The organism is Paramagnetospirillum marisnigri (assembly GCF_001650715.1).
GTDB lineage: Bacteria > Pseudomonadota > Alphaproteobacteria > Rhodospirillales > Magnetospirillaceae > Phaeospirillum > Phaeospirillum marisnigri.
This window is the reverse complement of the sequence record NZ_LWQT01000098.1, coordinates 101,706-118,902: the sequence shown is the minus strand read 5'-3', so window position 1 is coordinate 118,902 and position 17,197 is coordinate 101,706. Positions and strand designations below refer to the sequence as shown.

Sequence of the window (17,197 nt, the reverse complement as noted above, 5' to 3'; positions counted from 1 at the left end):
CCATGATACCGGATGATCGGCGAAATTGCTTTCGGGGATTGACCCTATCCGGCCAGGGAAATGATCTGGCCGTGATGGGGACAATCGGGCAGGCACAAAGGCAGGAAGCGCGGCGCCACGTCGTCGGGCTGGGCCAGGGTCGAGGGGTCCTCGCCCGGGAAGGCGATGCTTCGCATGCGGCTGGCCACGATGCCGGGATTGACCAGATTGACCCGCAGCTTGGTGGTGGTGGCCACTTCCGCCGCCCAGGTCCTGACCATGGTCTCCAGCGCCGCCTTGCTGGCGGCATAGGCACCCCAATAGGGATGGATGCCCTGGGCGGCGCCCGCCGTGACGAATACCGCCCGTCCGGCCTCGGCCATGCGCAACAGCGGGTCGCAGGCCCGGATCAGGCGCCAATTGGCGGTGACGTTGACATCGAAGGCCTCGGCCCAGTCGTCGGGGGCGTGCTGCGCCACGGGGGTGAGGCCGCCACCGATGGCGCCCGCATTACCGATCAGGATGTCGAGTCGTCCCCAGCGCTGATAGATGGCCGCCGCCACCTGCTCGATCATGTCGGGCTTGCGCAGATCCTCGGGCACCAGCACCAGTTGCTTGCCCCCCGCCGCCCGGACCTGGTCATCCAGCTCCTCCAGTGCTCCTTGCGTGCGGGCGATGGCCACCACCTCGGCCCCCTCGGCGGCCAGGACCCGGGCCACGGCGGCGCCGATGCCGCGCGAGGCGCCGGTGACCAGCGCCACGCGTCCTTCCAGCCGGGCTGTCATCAGTGGCTGTCCTCGGTCAGCAGCGACAGCTGCTTGGAATCGCCGGTCTTGCCCATGTAGTCGGTGGGGGCGATGGGGTAGTCGCCGGTGAAACAGGCGTCGCAGAACTGCGGCTCGGCGCTGTCGCGGCCGGGCTCGCCCACGGCGCGGTACAAGCCGTCGATGGAGATGAAGGCCAGCGAATCGACACCAATCAGTTTGGCCATGCCCTCCACGTCATAGCGCGCCGCCAGCAGCTTTTCCCGCTCGGGCGTGTCGATGCCGAAATAGCAGGAATGGGTGGTGGGCGGGCTGGAGATGCGCATGTGCACCTCGGTGGCCCCGGCTTGGCGCACCATTTCCACGATCTTGCGGCTGGTGGTGCCGCGCACGATGGAATCGTCCACCAGGATGACGCGCTTGCCCGCCAGCATGGGGCGGTTGGCGTTGTGCTTCATCTTGACGCCGGTATGGCGGATATTGTCGGTGGGCTGGATGAAGGTCCGGCCCACATAGTGGTTGCGGATGATGCCCAGCTCGAACGGAATCTTGGCCTCGGCGGCAAAGCCGATGGCGGCGGGCACGCCGGAATCGGGAACCGGCACCACCACATCGGCGGGAACCAGACTTTCGCGCGCCAGTTCCGAGCCGATCCGCTTCCTGGCCTCGTAGACGCTGGTGCCTTCGACCACCGAATCAGGTCGGGCGAAGTAGATATATTCGAAGATGCAGAACCGCGACGACCGCTTGACGAAGGGCTTGACCGAGCGGATGCCGTCGGCCGACAAGATGACGATCTCGCCCGGCTCGACGTCGCGGACGAATTCGGCGCCGATGATGTCCAGCGCGCAGCTTTCCGACGCCAGAATCCAGCTTTTGTCCAGCTTGCCCAGGCAGAGCGGCCGGATGCCGAGCGGGTCGCGCACGCCGATCACCGAATCCTTGGTCGCCGCCACCAGGGAATAGGCGCCCTCGATCTGGCGCAACGCGTCGATCAGGCGGTCCTCCACCGTGGAATACAGGCTGATGGCGATCAGGTGGATGATCACCTCGGTATCGGTGGTGGACTGGAACAGACAGCCGCGCCGCACCAACTGGCGCCGCAGCGCCATGGCATTGGTGAGATTGCCGTTATGCCCGAGCGCCAGTCCGCCGAACTCCATCTCGGCGAACAGCGGCTGCACGTTGCGCAACAAGGTCTCGCCGGTGGTGGAATAGCGCACATGCCCCACCGCCATGGGTCCCTTCAGCTTGCGGATGACGGCTTCACTGCCGAAATTGTCCTCCACATGGCCGAGGCCGCGATGGTTATGGAACTGGCCGCCATCGAAGGTGACGATGCCCGCCGCCTCCTGGCCGCGATGCTGCAGGGCGTGCAGGCCCAGGGCCACATGGGCCGCCGCTTCCGGGTGGCCGAAGATGCCGAACACGCCGCACTCCTCGCGGAGATGGTCGTCATCATAGGGATTGGTGGTGAGCATGCCGGGCGCGTCCTATTGGTTGCTGCGGATCAACCGCTCCATCTGGGTTCGGCTTTCGCCGTCATAGCCGCCCTGGGCCGGGGGCTTGTCAGTCTTGCCGCCGGGCTGGGCCTGGGCTTGCGGCTGGGCCGGTTGCGGCGAAATGAACTTCTGGAAGGTTTTCTCCGCTTCCATCAACTGGCGGGCCTCGCCCGACGCCTCGCGTGCCCTGGCCTCGGCCTTGCCGAAGCTGCTGGGCGCCAATCCCTGTAACAAGGCGGCGCCACGCTCCAGCCAGGGGCGCGTTCGTGACTGCGCCAGCCAGTCGGGTTGCTGCTCGGGAGTATCGAACAGGAAAGCCACCGACATATAGGCCAGCGACATCAGGATTGCACCCCGCGCCAGACCGAAAACGAAGCCCAACGAGGAATCGACGCTGTTCAGCGCGCTTTTCCGCACACTGTCGGCCACCCGCTTGGTGACGATGGACAGCACCAGCAGCGTGACCAGGAACAGAGTGGCGCCCGCGGCGGCGTCGGCGGCCCAGGCGGCGCCGATATGGCTGCGGAAGAAAGGCTGGGCATAGGAGAAACCGTACAAGGTGACGAAGACGGCCCCGACCCACGAGGTGATGGACAGCACCTCGTGCACGAAGCCGCGCAGGAAGGCGAAGCCCGCCGAGCCGAGCAGCACCACGGCCACGACGACGTCAACGGCGGTGATGTTGAGGTTTCCCATGGGTTCGACTTCTCACTCCGACCGGAACAGTCCCAGCACGTCCTGCAAATGACCGATGGAGCGGATCGACAGTGCAGACCCGACGCCTCCTCCGGCGTTGCCCTTGTCCTTGCGCGGCCGGGCCGGCACCAGGGCCTGAGCGAAGCCCAGCTTGGCGGCTTCCTTCAGGCGGGTGTCGGCCTGGGCCACCGCCCGGACCTCGCCGGAAAGCCCGATCTCGCCGAACACGACCATGTCGGCGGGAACGGGCACGTCGGAGGCGGACGACACCAGCGCCGCCGCGACCGCGAGGTCGGCGGCAGGCTCATTGATCCGCAAACCACCAGCGACGTTCAAATAAACGTCATTGCCCGACAAAGCAAGTCCACAGCGGGCATCGAGCACCGCCATCACCATGGACAGGCGGTTGGTGTCCCATCCCACCACGGCGCGGCGCGGCGACGACAGGGTACTGGGCGCCACCAGGGCCTGGATTTCCACCAGCATGGGCCTTGTGCCCTCCATGCCGGCGAAGACGCAACTGCCCGAGACATTGCCCCGGCGCTCGGCCAGGAACAGCGCCGACGGATTGGCGACCTCGGACAGGCCGGTCTCGGTCATCTCGAACACCCCGATCTCGTCGGTGGCGCCGAAGCGGTTCTTGGTGGCGCGCAGGATGCGGAACTGGTGGCCGCGATCGCCCTCGAAATACAGCACCGTGTCCACCATGTGCTCCAGCACCCGGGGACCGGCGATGGTGCCTTCCTTGGTGACGTGGCCCACCAGGAACAGGACGAAGCCCCGGCGCTTGGCCAGCCGGATCAGTTCGGCGGCGCAGGCGCGCACCTGGCTGACCGTACCGGGGGCGGATTCGATGTTGTCGGCATAGACGGTCTGGATGGAATCGATCACCACCACCTGCGGTGTATCGGGGCCGTCCAGCGAGGCCATGATATCGCGCAAGCTGGTGGCCGAGGCCAGCGCCACCTTGGCCTTGGCGTGGCCCAGGCGGACGGCGCGCATGCGCACCTGATCCACCGCCTCCTCGCCCGAGATATAGGCGACCGGAACTTGGCGCGATAGCCCGGCGGTAGCCTGCAACAACAAGGTGGACTTGCCGATGCCGGGATCGCCGCCCACCAGCAGGCAGGACCCGGGCACCAGCCCGCCGCCCGCCACCCGGTCCAGTTCCGCGATGCCGGTGGCGAGGCGGGGCAGGGGAGCCGAACTGCCCTCCAGGCTGACGAATTCGATCTTCTTGCCCTTGCCCCCCGACAGGCCCTTGGGCACTTCGTCGCGCGCGGCCTCCTCGGTGATGGAGTTCCAGGCGCCGCAGGCTTCGCACTTGCCCGCCCATTTATGGGTGATGGCGCCGCAGTCCTGGCAGACGAAGACGGAGGAAGGCTTGGCCAAGGGAGAGCCTCCGGGAAGGAAGATGCCGACTATTCGACCTTCTGCGCGATGCAGCTGGGATAGGGGGCTTTTTCGTTGGGCACGATGGGGCAGAGCTTGACAGGCATCAGCTTCTTGAAGCGCTCGGCCCATTTGTCCTTCTGGATGGCGATGGGTTTGGCCGAGGGCTTGCCCCGTTCCGCCCACTGAAGGGTGTACATATCGGTCTTGCCCTTGATGGCGACGATCAGGGCCATCTCGCTGAAGGCATTCGGGGCGGTGCCGAGGGTGCCGCAACCGGTAACGGCGACGTAAACATCGTGGCCGTTGATCTTAAATTCAGTCAGCCCCTCACCCGCAAAGCTGTCGGGGCAAGCACCCTGGAAGCCACCAGCGAGAAGCGTCACCAGGCCCTCGGCCGAGGCGTTGGGGCGCTGGGCGGCTCCGGCCGCGCCGCTCAGGGTGATCATCTCGGTCCACGCCGTGAGTTTCTGGCCCTTGGGCAGAAGTTCCTGAATATAGCTTGGACCGATCACATTCTGGCGGGCAGGGGAAAAGCCCTTGGGAATGGTGTACATGATCAACTGGCCGTAGACCGGAGTGACGGCCTGAACCGCCACACCCTTGTCGCGCAAGGCCTCCACGTTGTCGGCTTTCTTGAAGTTGGTCTGGGCCATGGCAGCATGCATGCCGCCGACCAATGTGACGATCGCAATCGCGGGAAAAAGAAAAAATCGTCTCATGCCCTCAACTCCATGGTGATCGGCCCCTGGGCGCGGCCATGGATGAACTGGTCCACGTATTCGTTGCCGGAATGGTCGACATCCTTGGCCGGGCCGACCCAGATCAGGCGGCCCTTGTAGAGCATGGCGATACGGTCGGCGATCTTGCGGGCGCTGGCCATGTCGTGGGTGATGGAGAGCGCGGTGGCGCCCACTTCCTTGCAGCACTTGACGATTAGGTCGTTGATCACGTCGGCCATGATGGGGTCGAGGCCGGTAGTGGGCTCGTCGAAGAAGATGATTTCCGGGCTGGTGGCGATGGCGCGGGCCAGGGAGACGCGCTTTTGCATGCCGCCGGACAGTTCCGAGGGAAACAGATCGCCCGCCGAGGCCGCCAGACCCACCTGGGCCAGCTTCTCGATGGCGATGTCGCGGGCGGGGCCGCGCGCCATCTTGTGGCCCTGGATCAGCCCGAAGGCGACGTTCTCCCACACCTTCAGCGAGTCGAACAGGGCGCCGCCCTGGAACAGCATGCCGAACTTGCGCATGACGCGTTCACGGTCACGGGCCTTCATGCCCACCACTTCCTCGCCGTCCACCTTGATGGAGCCGGACTCGGGCCGCAGCAGGCCCAGGATGCATTTCAGCATCACCGACTTGCCGGTGCCCGAGCCGCCAATGACCACCACCGATTCGCCCCGGGCCACCGACAGGTCGATGCCGTCCAGCACCACCTTGCGGCCGAAACCCTTGTGGACATTGCTCAGTTGAATCTTCGGCGTATCGGCCATGGTCTCCCTCATTTCCCGAAGAACATGGCGGTGATGATGTAGTTGAACACCAGGATCAGGATGGCGGCCGACACCACCGCATTGGTGGTGGCCGCGCCGACGCCCTGGGCGCCGCCCTTGGAATAATAGCCGTTGTAGCAGCCCATCAGGGTGATCAGGAAGCCGAACACGGCGGCCTTGACCAGACCCGAGATGACGTCCAGCGGTTCCAGGAACTCCCAGGTGCGCGAGATATAGGTCGATGAGTTGAAGCCCAGCTTGTAGACGCCGACGATATAACCGCCGAACACACCGATGATGTCGGCGATCAGCACCAGGAAGGGCAGCATCACGGTTCCGGCCAGGATGCGTGGCGCCACGAGATACTTGAACGGATTGGTCGACAGGGTGGTCAGGGCGTCGATCTGCTCGGTGACCCGCATTGTGCCGATCTCGGCGGCCATGGAGGCGCCGATGCGGCCCGCCACCATCAGGCCCGCCAGTACCGGCGCCAGTTCGCGGGTGACCGAGAGGACCACCACGGTGGCCACCGCGCCCTCGGCGGCGAAGCGCGAGAAGCCGGAATAGGATTGCAGCGCCAGCACCATGCCGGTGAATACGGCGGTCAGCCCCACCACCGGCAGCGAGTAATAGCCGATCTCGATCATGGCGCGCATGATCAGGCGGGGATAGAAGGGCGGCCGCACCACATGGGACACCGCCATGCCGGTGAAGGCCGACAGGCGGCCGGTGCGAGCCAGGAAATTCAGGAAGACGCGGCCGATGGTGGCTAGGAAATCACTCACTCCGCCACCCCTCCCCGCGCGCCGAGCAGCCAGCGCCGATGATGGCGGCGGCCCAGCGCGGTCAGCACCTCGTAGCCGATGGTTCCGGCGGCGAGCGCGACGTCGTCGGCGGATTGATGGGGGCCGATCAGTTCCACCAGGGCGCCGGGACGAGCCAGCGTCTCCGGGATTTCGGAGACGTCGAAGGTGGTCAAGTCCATGGAAATCCGCCCGACGACCGGCACCTTGATCCCCTCGATGAAGCCAAAGCCTCGTTTGCCCAGGGACCGAAACCAACCATCGGCGTAGCCGGTGGCGACGGTGGCGATCCTTCCCCGCCGGGCGATGCGATGCGACGCACCATAGCCAACGGTCATAGGGCTGTCAACGTCGCGGACCTGCAGGATTTTTCCTTGCAGACGAACCACTTGGCTCATGGGGTTGGGCTGGTCTGGAATGGGATTGAGGCCATAGAGCGCGGCTCCCGGCCGGGCCATGTCGAAGCGATAGGAGCGACCCAGGAACATGCCGCCCGAGGCCGACAGGCTGAGCGGCATGGCGGGCAGCATGGCGGAAAGACGTCGGAACAGTGCCAACTGCTCGGCATTCTTGGGTGATTCGGCATCGTCGGCACAGGCCAGATGCGACATGGCGAGGATGGGACGGATGGAGGTCAGCACATCGGGCTTGGCCACCAGCCGCTCCAACTCCTTTTCCTCCAGTCCCAGCCGGTTCATCCCTGTATCCAGGTGCAGCGCGGCGGCGGGCGCGGCGCTGCCGACCTTGGCGAAGGAGGACCAGCCGGTGATCTGGGCCAGGCTGTTGAGCACCGGGACCAGGCGATGGGCGGCGAAATCAGGCTCAGAGCCCGGCAAGGGGCCGCCCAACACGTAGATCACGGCGCCAGGCACCAGATGGCGGAGTTGAATGCCCTCGTCCACCGTGGCGACGAAGAAGCTGTTGCACCCGGCGGCGGCCAGGGCGGGGGCGATGTGTTCCACCCCCAGGCCGTAACAGTCGGCCTTGACCACGGCGGCGGCCTCGGCGGGGGCGATCAGCGCCGCCAGCCTGCGCCAGTTGGCGACCACGGCATCCACGTCGATGGTGAGGAAGGACAAGGCGCGGGCGGTGTCGGTCATGGCGGGTCCTGGGGTAATCATCGTTATTCCCGCGCAAGCGGGAATCCATGGTTACCGCAAGATAGCCGCATACAGATCATCCCAACAGGGGTTCGTTTGCTCGATGAGAGAGATTTTCCAGGCTCGGCGCCACTTCTTCATCTGCTTTTCCCGCTCGATGGTCAGCGGCATGGTTTCGTCGATTTCAAACCAGACCAGTGTGTGAATGCCGTAGCGCTTGGTGAAGCCGTCAATGGCACCAGTCTTGTGATCCCCGCTGCGTTTGGCCAAGTCGCTGGCAACCCCGATGTAAAGGATGCCATTCGGTTGGCTGGCAAGGATGGTGACGGCGGGGTGTTTGGTCACGGGCCTCTTCCCCCATTTTCTCGTCATTCCGGGGCGAGTATCGCGAGAACCCGGAATCCATGGCCGTGCACCGTAGATGGACCCCGGATCATCGCTCCGCTCGTCCGGGGTGACGCGATGTTGCGAGCCCTGTTTAGAACCCCGGCTCCTCGTAGTGGCCGGATTGGGCCAGATTGCCGAATTTGGTGTATTCGCCCTGGAAGGCGAGGCGGACGGTGCCGACCGGGCCATGGCGCTGCTTGGCGATGATCACTTCGGCGGTGTTCCACACCTCCTCGCAGCGTTCCTGCCATTTGGAATGGCGCTCGTTGAATTTTTCCTCGGATTCCTCGGGGCGGCGGCCGGGCTCGGCGCGCTCCAGGTAGTACTGTTCGCGGAACACGAACATCACCACGTCGGCGTCCTGCTCGATGGAACCGGATTCGCGCAGGTCGGACAATTGCGGCCGCTTGTCCTCGCGCTGTTCCACCGCGCGCGACAACTGCGACAAGGCGATCACTGGCACCGACAATTCCTTGGCCAGGGCCTTGAGGCCGCGGGTGATCTCCGAGACCTCCTGCACCCGGTTTTCCGAGTTGGCCGACGAGCCCCGCAGCAATTGCAGGTAATCGATGACGATCAGGTTCAGGCCGTGCTGGCGTTGCAGGCGGCGCGAGCGGGTGCGTACCGCCGAGATGGACAGCGCCGGGGTGTCGTCAATGAACAGCGGCAGCCGGTGCAGGTTCTGGGCCGCCACCACCAGGCGCTCGAACTCCTCGTTGGACAATTCGCCCTGGCGGATCTTGTGGCTGGCGATTTCCGCCTGCTCGGCCAGGATACGGGTGGCCAGCTGTTCCGAACTCATTTCCAGGGAGAAGAAGGCGGTGATGGCGCCGTCCACGCATTTCTTGCGGCCCAGGGCGTCCACCTCCTCCTTATAGGCATAGGCGGCGTTGAAGGCGATGTTGGTGGCCAGCGAGGTCTTGCCCATGGACGGGCGGCCCGCCAGGATCAGCAGGTCTGATTCGTGCAGGCCGCCCAGCTTGGCATCCATGTCGATCAGGCCGGTGGGCACGCCCGACAGCTTGCCTTCCCGCTTATGGGCGGCCTCGGCGGCGCCGATGGCGCCGATCAGCACCGACTTGAAGTCCTCGAAGCCGCCCTCGGTCTGGCCGGTGGTGGCCAGATCGTAAAGCCGGGCCTCGGCGGTGCCGATCTGGTCCATGGCGGTGGAGTCGAGATCGGGGGCGAAGGCGGTGTTGACCAGATCTTCGCCCAGCCCGATCAACTCACGGCGCAGATGCAGGTCGAAGATCAGCTTGCCATAGTCCTCGGCATTGATCACCGAGACCACGGAATTGGCCAGTTGCGCCAGATAGCTGGTGCCGCCGATTTCGGTCAGGCCGCCATCGGCCTCGAAATAGGTCTTCAGCGTCACCGGATTGGCCATCTGGCCGCGCTCGATCAGCTTGCCGCAGGCGGCGAAGATGCGGCCGTGCACCGGATCGGCGAAATGCTCGGGCCGCAGGAATTCCGAGACCTTCTCGAAGGCGCGGTTGGACAGCAGGACGGCGCCCAGCAGCGCCTGTTCCGCCTCGAAATTGTGGGGCGGCACGCGAAAGCCGAGGCCCTCGGGGGGCGCGGCGGGGACGGTGGGGAACTGGGAGGTCATGGCGGCTGGGAGACTAGCAGAGGCCGCGTCGCGGCGGCAGCGCCAATCTTATCCACAGCCTGTGGAACGCGGGGATGGAGTCCGGACAGCGAAAACGGCGGCCGGACCCTGGGGGCCGACCGCCGCTTGTCGATGGATGCCGGGGATTGGAGTCCGTTCAAGCTAGGCGGAACCATTTCCATTCATCGTCATGGCCGGACTTGATCCGGCCATCCATGGACCCCCGGACTTGATCCGGGGGCCGGGGGTGACGGTGAATTCTGCCTAAACCTTAGAGACGTCTATTCCTCGGTGGCTTCCGGAGCCTCTTCGGCCTCGTCGACCGCGTCCTCGACCACCTCTTCCTCGGCCGGAGCGGCGTTGGCGGCGGCAGCGGCAGCGGCGGCGCGCTCGGCTTCTTCCTGCGACCGGGCGACGTTGACCGCGACGGTCACGCTCACCTCGGGGTGCAGGCCGACGCGCACGGCGTAGGTGCCCAGGGTCTTGATCGGGCTGTCCAGGTAGACCTGGCGGCGCTCGACGGTGTAGCCGGACGCCTTGATGGCGTCGGCGACGTCCTTGCCGGACACCGAGCCGTAGAGCTGGCCGCTCTCACCCGCCTGACGCACCATCAGGACGGACAGGCCGTCCATCTTGGCGGCGACGGCCTGGGCCTCGTCGCGGCGCTTCAGGTTGGCGGCTTCCAGCTGGGCCCGCTGCTTCTCGAAGAACGCCATGTTCGCCTTGGAGGCGCGCAGGGCCTTCTTCTGCGGCAGCAGGAAATTACGGGCGAAACCGGGCTTCACGGTGACCGTGTCGCCCATCTGGCCCAGATTCTCGATCCTCTCGAGCAGGATGACTTCCATCTTATTCCTCCTTTCCGCCGCCACTGTCCGTGGGTCGGCGGAATCGCGTCAAGAACCTTGCCACTCCCAGGCCCGCCATGGGGATGATCGCCCATGCCGAGGCCAGGAACAGAACTCCATACGTCACGACGAGGAGCATCCTCGCGTTGGGCCGCCGGGCGACCCATCCATGCATCCCCGCCAGTCCCAGCAGGACGAACGGTATCAGGGTGACCACCGCCACGTTGCGGGCGAGATAGCGAAGGTCTCCCTCCGCCACGAAACCCACCCCCAGCGACGCCGCCAGCATCAGGGCCAGAACCGTCGGAAGCTCCAGCTCCCGATAGGTCGGCCTTGGCCGACGGTTGTGCCCCAGCCGCGTCAGGAGCCCCTGGGCGACCACGGCGTTGATCACCGTCATCATCAGCCACGATCCGGCCACCATTGCCGGGAACAGCGGAACCCACCAGCCGAGGAACGTCTGGCGTTCCTCCCCCTTCAGGTTCGGGGCCAGGACACCCAGGGTGCGGGCGATCACGTCGCCGACCCAGGCTTCCAGCCCCATCGCCTCCCCGCTGTCCGACCGATCGGGAACCAGCAGCGCGCCGACCATGATCAGCAGCACGCTCAAGCCCGTCAGCCAGCCCAGCACCAGCCCCGGTGGATACCATTCGACGCTTCCATCGGCGTTGGAACGCCACAAGAGCGCCTGGCGGACCACCACCAGACTGGGCAACACCGCCGTCACCACATAGGGCAGGGGGGATATCCCCCCCGCCGCCAGGGCCACCGCGGCCGTTGCGGCCAGACCCGCCACCAGCGCCGCTCCCGTTCCCCGGCTCAGTCCCACCATCATCAATGGCAGGGGAGCGAGGTAGGACAGCAGCACTCCGGCGGCAAAGCCTTTCGCCAACGACAGGAACAGAACCGAAGAAAGCAGTCCCGCCGCCAGCGCGATACCGATCGACCCGGTCATGGTGACTGGGCCGTCTTCCGAATCACTTCACCACGTAGGGCAGCAGGCCCAGGAAGCGGGCGCGCTTGATGGCCTGGGCCAGTTCGCGCTGCTTCTTGGCCGACACCGCGGTGATGCGCGACGGCACGATCTTGCCGCGCTCGGAAATGAACCGGCTCAGCAGCTTGGTGTCCTTGTAGTCGATCTTCGGCGCGCCCTCGCCCGTGAACGGGCAAGTCTTGCGGCGGCGGAAGAAGGGGCGGCGCTGGCCGCCAGCGGCGGGACGCGGACGCTCGTTGGTCTTGTCGTCGGACATTATTCGCCTCCTTCCATGCGACGGGGTTCCCGGTCGTCGCGACGCGGACGGTCGCCACGGTCCTCGCGGCGGGGACGGTCGTCGCCATCGCCACGGCGCGGACGCTCGTCACGGCTGTTCTTGGACTGCATCATGGCGGAGGGGCCTTCCTCCAGCTCCTCGACGCGCAGCGTCAGGGTGCGGAGCACGTCTTCATTGATGGACATCTGGCGTTCCATCTCCTTGACGGCGGAGGACGGCGCATCGATGTTCAGCAGGACGTAGTGGCCCTTGCGATTCTTCTTCACCCGATAGGCGATGTTGCGCAGGCCCCAATACTCGGTCTTGGAGACGGTGCCGCCACCCTGGGTGATGATATTGGTCATTTCGGCGGTCAGGGCTTCCACCTGCGGGGTGGAAATATCCTGGCGCGCGATGAACACGCATTCGTACAACGACATATGAAAAACCCCTTTTGGCTTTTCTCTTCCCCTTCATCCCCTATGGACGAACGGGCATAGCCGACACCTCATGGAGGAGCGGCAAGGGTTGGAAGCGGCGCACTATACACAAGTCGCCCGTCGATTCAAGCGGAACACGCCGCCTGTTGCCGCGGAGGCATCACTCCTGGCTTGACTCCGCCCCGAGGTTTGCCTTTCCTCTCGCCCAGCCAATGATCAGAACGGAGCTTCACCCATGACCCGCGCTTTCGTCTTTCCCGGCCAGGGGTCCCAGGCCGTCGGCATGGGCAAGGATCTGGCCGCGGCCTTTCCGGTGGCCCGCCAGTTGTTCCAGGAAGTGGACGACGCCCTGTCGCAGAAGCTGTCCGCCCTGATGTTCGAGGGGCCCGAGGACCAGCTGACCCTGACCGAGAACGCCCAGCCCGCCCTGATGGCCATGTCGCTGGCGGTCGTCCGCGTGTTGGAGACCGAGGGCAAGCTGAACCTGGCCACCTCCGCCGCCTTCGTCGCCGGTCACTCCCTGGGCGAATATTCCGCCCTGGCCGCCGCCGGAACCTTTTCGGTGGCCGATACCGCCCGGTTGCTGAAGATTCGCGGCCAGGCCATGCAGAAGGCCGTTCCCGTTGGCGTCGGCGCCATGGCGGCCCTGCTGGGCGCCGAGCTGGAGCAGGCCAAGGAGATCGCCGCCGCCGCCATCAATGGCCCCGGTGATGTCTGCGAGGCGGCCAATGACAATGGCGGCTCCCAGGTGGTGCTGTCGGGCCACAAGAGCGCCGTCGACCGCGCCATCAAGATCGCCGCCGAGCGCGGCATCAAGCGCGCCATCCTGCTGCCGGTGTCCGCCCCCTTCCATTGCGCCCTGATGCAGCCCGCCGCCGACGCCATGGCCGAGGCCCTGGCCAAGGTCGAGATGAAGGCGCCCGCTTTGCCGCTGGTGGCCAATGTCATCGCGTCCAAGGTCACCGATCCGGCCGAGATCCGCGATCTGCTGGTGCGTCAGGTCACCGGCACCGTGCGCTGGCGCGAAAGCGTGCTCTATATGAAGGAGCAGGGCGTCACCACCTTGGTGGAGCTGGGCGCGGGCAAGGTGCTGGGCGGTCTGGCCAAGCGCATCGACAAGGAGCTGACCGGCTCGTCCATCGGCGCCCCCGCCGATATCGAGGCGTTCCTGAAGAGTCTGTAGACCGTCTTGTCGTCATCGCCGGGCTTGACCCGGCGATCCATGGATGCCCGGATCACGTCCGGGCATGACGAAATGAAGAGAATGACATTTCGAGGGAGAGCGTTTTCATGTTCGATCTGACCGGCAAGACCGCGCTGGTGACCGGTGCCTCGGGCGGCATCGGCGGCGCCATCGCCAAGGCCCTGCACGCCCAGGGCGCCACCGTCGGCCTGCACGGCACCCGCAAGGAGGCACTGGACGCCCTGGCCGCCGAGTTGGGTGGGCGTGTCCATGTCCTGCCCGCCAATCTGTCCGACGCGAGCGCCGTCGAGCAACTGGCCAAGGACGCCGAGGCGGCCCTGGGCAGCATCGACATCCTGGTCAACAATGCCGGGCTGACCAAGGACGGTCTGGTGCTCCGCATGAAGGACGAGGACTGGGCCACGGTGCTCGACGTCAACCTGACCGCCGCCTTCCGGCTGTGCCGCGCCGCGGTGAAGGGCCAGATGAAGCGCCGCTGGGGCCGCATCGTCAACATCACCTCCATCGTCGGCGTCACCGGCAATCCGGGGCAGGTCAACTACGCCGCCTCCAAGGCGGGCATGATCGGCATGAGCAAGGCCCTGGCCCAGGAAGTGGCCAGCCGCAACATCACCGTCAATTGCGTGGCGCCGGGCTTCATTGCCTCGGCCATGACCGACGTGCTGTCCGACGACCAGAAGGCCAAGCTGAACGCGGGTATTCCGGCGGGCCGCATGGGCACCGTCGAGGAGATCGCGGCCGCCGTGGTTTATCTTGCCTCGGCCGAGGCCGCCTATGTGACGGGGCAGACCCTGCACGTCAATGGCGGCATGGCCATGATCTGAGCGGGTGCCGAACCTGGACCGGCAGCGAGTCTGGTCAAGGCTGAAAAAGTATGCTAGGTAACGGCACTTTCCGCCTGTCAGGGGGCAATGCCGAAGCATTGGGCAAAGCCATTCGGGCGCGGGACACATATTCCATAGCCGAGACTTCCGAGGAATCGCAAATGAGTGACGTGGCTGAACGGGTTAAGAAGATCGTCGTCGAGCATCTGGGCGTCGAAGAGTCCAAGGTGACCGAGAACGCCAGCTTCATCGACGACCTGGGCGCCGACAGCCTCGACACCGTCGAGCTGGTGATGGCCTTCGAGGAAGAATTCTCTGTCGAGATCCCCGACGATGCGGCGGAAAAGATCCTGACGGTGAAGGACGCCATCGACTTCATCACGAAGAATTCCTGATAAGATCGAGACGCCGGGTAGCCTTATGGCTGCCCGGCGGATCTTCATTTCCCAGACACTTCCGAAAGCCAGGGTTTCATGAGACGTGTCGTCGTCACCGGCCTCGGCCTCACCACGCCGCTTGGTAACGGGGTCAATATCAATTGGGAGCGTCTGATCGCCTCCCAATCCGGCATTCGCCGCATCGAACATTTCGAGGTTTCCGACCTTGCCGCCCAGATCGCCGGTATCATTCCGCGCGGCACCGGCGAGGGGGAACTGGACCTTGACGCCGTTTGCCCGGCCAAGGATCGCCGCCGCATGGACGATTTCATCGTCTATGGTCTGGCCGCGGCCATGGAAGCGGTGCAGGATTCCGGCTGGCTGCCCGAGGATGATGAATCCCGCGAGCGCACCGGCGTCATGATCGGCTCGGGCATCGGCGGGCTTCCCAATATCGCCGACGGCGCCATGACCCTGGAAAAGTCCGGGCCGCGCCGCATCAGCCCCTTCTTCATTCCCGCCGCCCTGATCAATCTGGTCTCGGGCCATGTCTCCATCCGCTATGGGTTCAAGGGACCCAACCACGCGGTGGTGACGGCCTGCGCCACTGGCGCGCACGCCATCGGCGACGCCGCCCGCCTGATCCAGTTCGACGACGCCGATGTCATGGTCGCCGGTGGCGCCGAAGCGGCGGTGCATCGCCTGGGCGTGGCCGGTTTTGCCGCCGCCAAGGCACTGTGCACCTCCTATAACGATCGTCCGACCGAGGCCTCGCGCCCCTGGGACAAGGACCGCGACGGCTTCGTCATGGGCGAGGGCGCCGGTATCGTCGTCCTGGAAGAGCTGGAGCACGCCAAGAAGCGCGGCGCCAAGATCTATGGCGAGGTCATCGGCTACGGCATGTCGGGTGACGCCTATCACATCACCGCCCCGGCCGAGGACGGCAACGGCGCCCAGCGCGCCATGCGGGCGGCGCTGAAGCGGGCCGGCCTCAATCCCGACCAAATCGACTACATCAACGCCCACGGCACCGCCACCATGGGCGATACCATCGAACTGGGCGCGGTCAAGAAGGTGTTCGGCGACCACGCCTACAAGCTGTCCATGTCGTCCACCAAGTCGGCCGTCGGCCATCTGCTGGGGGCGGCGGGTGCGGTCGAGGCCATCTACTCGCTGCTGGCCATCCGTGACCAGGTGGCGCCGCCGACGCTGAACCTGCACAATCCGGACGAGGGCTGCGACATCGATCTGGTGCCGCTGGTGGCCAAGCAGCGCCCCATCAAGGTGGCGCTGTCCAACTCGTTCGGGTTTGGCGGCACCAATGCCTCGCTGATCTTCAAGGCCGGTCCGTAACGGACGTGCCGTTGATGTTTCTAGGAAGGCTCCCATGTCCTGCATGGGGGCCTTCCGCGTGTCTGCAACCTGTCATCCCGACGCCCTGAGGCGGAGGGATCTCCGCTTGACGGCGCGGGGCCGGACTGGCACCGCTATGCCAGACCGGGATCCCTCGCAGGGGCTCGGGATGACAGCTTACTTAAGGGTGCGGGTATGAAGCGGACCGTCATCATTGCCTTGGTGGCCATCCTGGTCCTCGCCGTCCTGGCGGGTGGCGGGCTGGCCTGGGAGGGCCATCGCCGCTTCACCCGGCCGGGGCCGTCGACCCAGCCCATCACCGTGGTGATTCCCAAGGGATCGGGCACCGAACTGATCGGCCAGTCGCTGGAAGCGGCGGGGGTGGTCTCCAGCGGCTTCATCTTCTCCATCGGGGTCAAGCTGCGCCACGCCACCCTGAAGGCGGGGGAATACGCTTTTCCCGCCGGGGTCTCGGCCGAGGAGGCCATGCGCATCATCGCCGAGGGCAAGGTGGTCATCCACAAGCTGACGGTGGCCGAGGGCCTGACCGTGCGCCAGGTGGTGGATCTGGTGAAGGAGGCCGACTTCCTGGCCGGTCCCGTCACCCGCAAGGTTGCCGAGGGCTGGCTGCTGCCCGAGACCTGGCACATGACCCGCGACGAGGCCCGCGACGAGGTGCTGGCCCGCATGGAAAAGGCCATGCGCCAGACCGTGGATGTGCTGTGGGTGGCCCGTGCTCCCGGCCTGCCGCTGAAGACCCGCGAGGAGGCCCTTATCCTGGCCTCCATGGTCGAGCGCGAGACGGCGGTGGAGGTCGAGCGTCCCCGGGTGGCCGCCGTGTTCTACAACCGGCTGGCCAAGCGCATGCGGCTGCAATCGGACCCCACGGTGATCTATGGCGTGTCGGACGGGCTGGGCGAGCTTGACCGCTCGCTCACCCGCGACGACCTGATGACCCGGCATCCCTGGAACACCTATGTGATCGATGCGCTGCCTGCCACTCCCATCGCCAATCCGGGTCGGGCCTCCATCGAGGCGGTGCTGCATCCCGCCCGAAGCGAGGAACTGTATTTCGTCGCCGATGGCACCGGGGGGCATGCCTTCGCCCGGACGCTGGATGAGCACAACGCCAATGTCGCCAAATGGCGCAAGATCGAGAAGGCGGGGAAGGGGGGCTGAG

The 17,197-nt window shown here is 65.7% G+C and carries 19 protein-coding genes; 5 read left to right on the top strand and 14 right to left on the bottom strand.

Annotation, left to right across the window (positions count from 1 at the left end; all coding sequences use genetic code 11):
• Positions 1-44: 44 nt before the first annotated feature.
• The 14 genes from A6A04_RS17855 to rpsF form a co-directional block, all read right to left on the bottom strand.
• Entirely contained in the window at positions 45-764 is a 720-nt protein-coding gene (locus tag A6A04_RS17855) for an SDR family NAD(P)-dependent oxidoreductase (RefSeq protein WP_068495354.1), read from the bottom strand.
• A complete protein-coding gene (purF, locus tag A6A04_RS17850; RefSeq protein ID WP_068495353.1) occupies positions 764-2,224 on the bottom strand; it encodes an amidophosphoribosyltransferase in 1,461 nt (486 codons plus the stop codon). Before purF ends, A6A04_RS17855 begins: the two co-directional genes overlap by 1 nt.
• 12 nt (positions 2,225-2,236) lie before the next feature.
• On the bottom strand, positions 2,237-2,941 hold the full coding sequence (locus A6A04_RS17845; RefSeq protein WP_068495352.1) for a CvpA family protein: 705 nt from the start codon (positions 2,939-2,941) through the stop codon (positions 2,237-2,239).
• Positions 2,942-2,953: 12 nt separating this feature from the next.
• Positions 2,954-4,333 carry a DNA repair protein RadA gene (gene radA, locus A6A04_RS17840; RefSeq protein WP_068495347.1) on the bottom strand — a complete coding sequence of 460 codons (1,380 nt, stop codon included), beginning with the start codon at positions 4,331-4,333 and terminating at the stop codon, positions 2,954-2,956.
• Between the two features lie 29 nt (positions 4,334-4,362).
• A complete protein-coding gene (locus A6A04_RS17835) occupies positions 4,363-4,989 on the bottom strand; it encodes a hypothetical protein (protein WP_156612679.1) in 627 nt (208 codons plus the stop codon).
• A gap of 62 nt (positions 4,990-5,051) precedes the next feature.
• Entirely contained in the window at positions 5,052-5,825 is a 774-nt protein-coding gene (locus tag A6A04_RS17830) for an ABC transporter ATP-binding protein (RefSeq protein ID WP_068495345.1), read from the bottom strand.
• A gap of 8 nt (positions 5,826-5,833) precedes the next feature.
• The gene (locus A6A04_RS17825) at positions 5,834-6,610 is read right to left on the bottom strand and encodes an MlaE family ABC transporter permease (protein WP_068495344.1); all 777 of its coding nucleotides are present in this window, start codon (positions 6,608-6,610) and stop codon (positions 5,834-5,836) included.
• Positions 6,607-7,728, bottom strand: a complete 1,122-nt coding sequence (alr, locus tag A6A04_RS17820; protein ID WP_068495342.1) for an alanine racemase — start codon at positions 7,726-7,728, stop codon at positions 6,607-6,609. Before alr ends, A6A04_RS17825 begins: the two co-directional genes overlap by 4 nt.
• A 51-nt stretch (positions 7,729-7,779) precedes the next feature.
• Positions 7,780-8,073 (bottom strand): GIY-YIG nuclease family protein, encoded by a 294-nt coding sequence (locus tag A6A04_RS17815; protein WP_245651278.1) that lies wholly within the window; start codon positions 8,071-8,073, stop codon positions 7,780-7,782.
• A gap of 133 nt (positions 8,074-8,206) precedes the next feature.
• Positions 8,207-9,724, bottom strand: a complete 1,518-nt coding sequence (locus A6A04_RS17810) for a replicative DNA helicase (protein ID WP_068495338.1) — start codon at positions 9,722-9,724, stop codon at positions 8,207-8,209.
• 281 nt (positions 9,725-10,005) lie between these two features.
• Positions 10,006-10,569: a 50S ribosomal protein L9 gene (rplI, locus tag A6A04_RS17805; RefSeq protein ID WP_068495336.1), complete on the bottom strand. Its 564-nt coding sequence runs from the start codon at positions 10,567-10,569 to the stop codon at positions 10,006-10,008.
• Between the two features lies 1 nt (position 10,570).
• Positions 10,571-11,524, bottom strand: a complete 954-nt coding sequence (locus tag A6A04_RS17800) for a DUF2232 domain-containing protein (protein WP_245651277.1) — start codon at positions 11,522-11,524, stop codon at positions 10,571-10,573.
• A 22-nt stretch (positions 11,525-11,546) separates the two neighbouring features.
• Positions 11,547-11,819, bottom strand: coding sequence for a 30S ribosomal protein S18 (gene rpsR / locus A6A04_RS17795; RefSeq protein WP_068495334.1), 273 nt, complete (start codon positions 11,817-11,819; stop codon positions 11,547-11,549).
• Complete coding sequence (gene rpsF, locus A6A04_RS17790; RefSeq protein WP_068495332.1) at positions 11,819-12,259, bottom strand: 30S ribosomal protein S6; 441 nt, start codon at positions 12,257-12,259, stop codon at positions 11,819-11,821. Before rpsF ends, rpsR begins: the two co-directional genes overlap by 1 nt.
• Positions 12,260-12,494: 235 nt before the next feature.
• On the opposite strand from rpsF, the gene fabD reads away from it, so the two are divergent.
• The 5 genes from fabD to mltG all read left to right on the top strand — a co-directional run bounded on the left by fabD (position 12,495) and on the right by mltG (position 17,196).
• Positions 12,495-13,442 carry an ACP S-malonyltransferase gene (fabD, locus tag A6A04_RS17785; protein ID WP_068495331.1) on the top strand — a complete coding sequence of 316 codons (948 nt, stop codon included), beginning with the start codon at positions 12,495-12,497 and terminating at the stop codon, positions 13,440-13,442.
• A 107-nt stretch (positions 13,443-13,549) separates the two neighbouring features.
• A complete protein-coding gene (gene fabG, locus A6A04_RS17780; RefSeq protein ID WP_068495329.1) occupies positions 13,550-14,287 on the top strand; it encodes a 3-oxoacyl-[acyl-carrier-protein] reductase in 738 nt (245 codons plus the stop codon).
• A 161-nt stretch (positions 14,288-14,448) separates the two neighbouring features.
• Positions 14,449-14,682, top strand: coding sequence for an acyl carrier protein (locus tag A6A04_RS17775; RefSeq protein ID WP_068495327.1), 234 nt, complete (start codon positions 14,449-14,451; stop codon positions 14,680-14,682).
• Positions 14,683-14,760: 78 nt separating this feature from the next.
• Positions 14,761-16,017, top strand: a complete 1,257-nt coding sequence (gene fabF, locus A6A04_RS17770; RefSeq protein ID WP_068495325.1) for a beta-ketoacyl-ACP synthase II — start codon at positions 14,761-14,763, stop codon at positions 16,015-16,017.
• A 195-nt stretch (positions 16,018-16,212) separates the two neighbouring features.
• The gene (mltG, locus tag A6A04_RS17765; RefSeq protein WP_068495323.1) at positions 16,213-17,196 is read left to right on the top strand and encodes an endolytic transglycosylase MltG; all 984 of its coding nucleotides are present in this window, start codon (positions 16,213-16,215) and stop codon (positions 17,194-17,196) included.
• The last annotated feature ends 1 nt before the right edge of the window (position 17,197 follow it).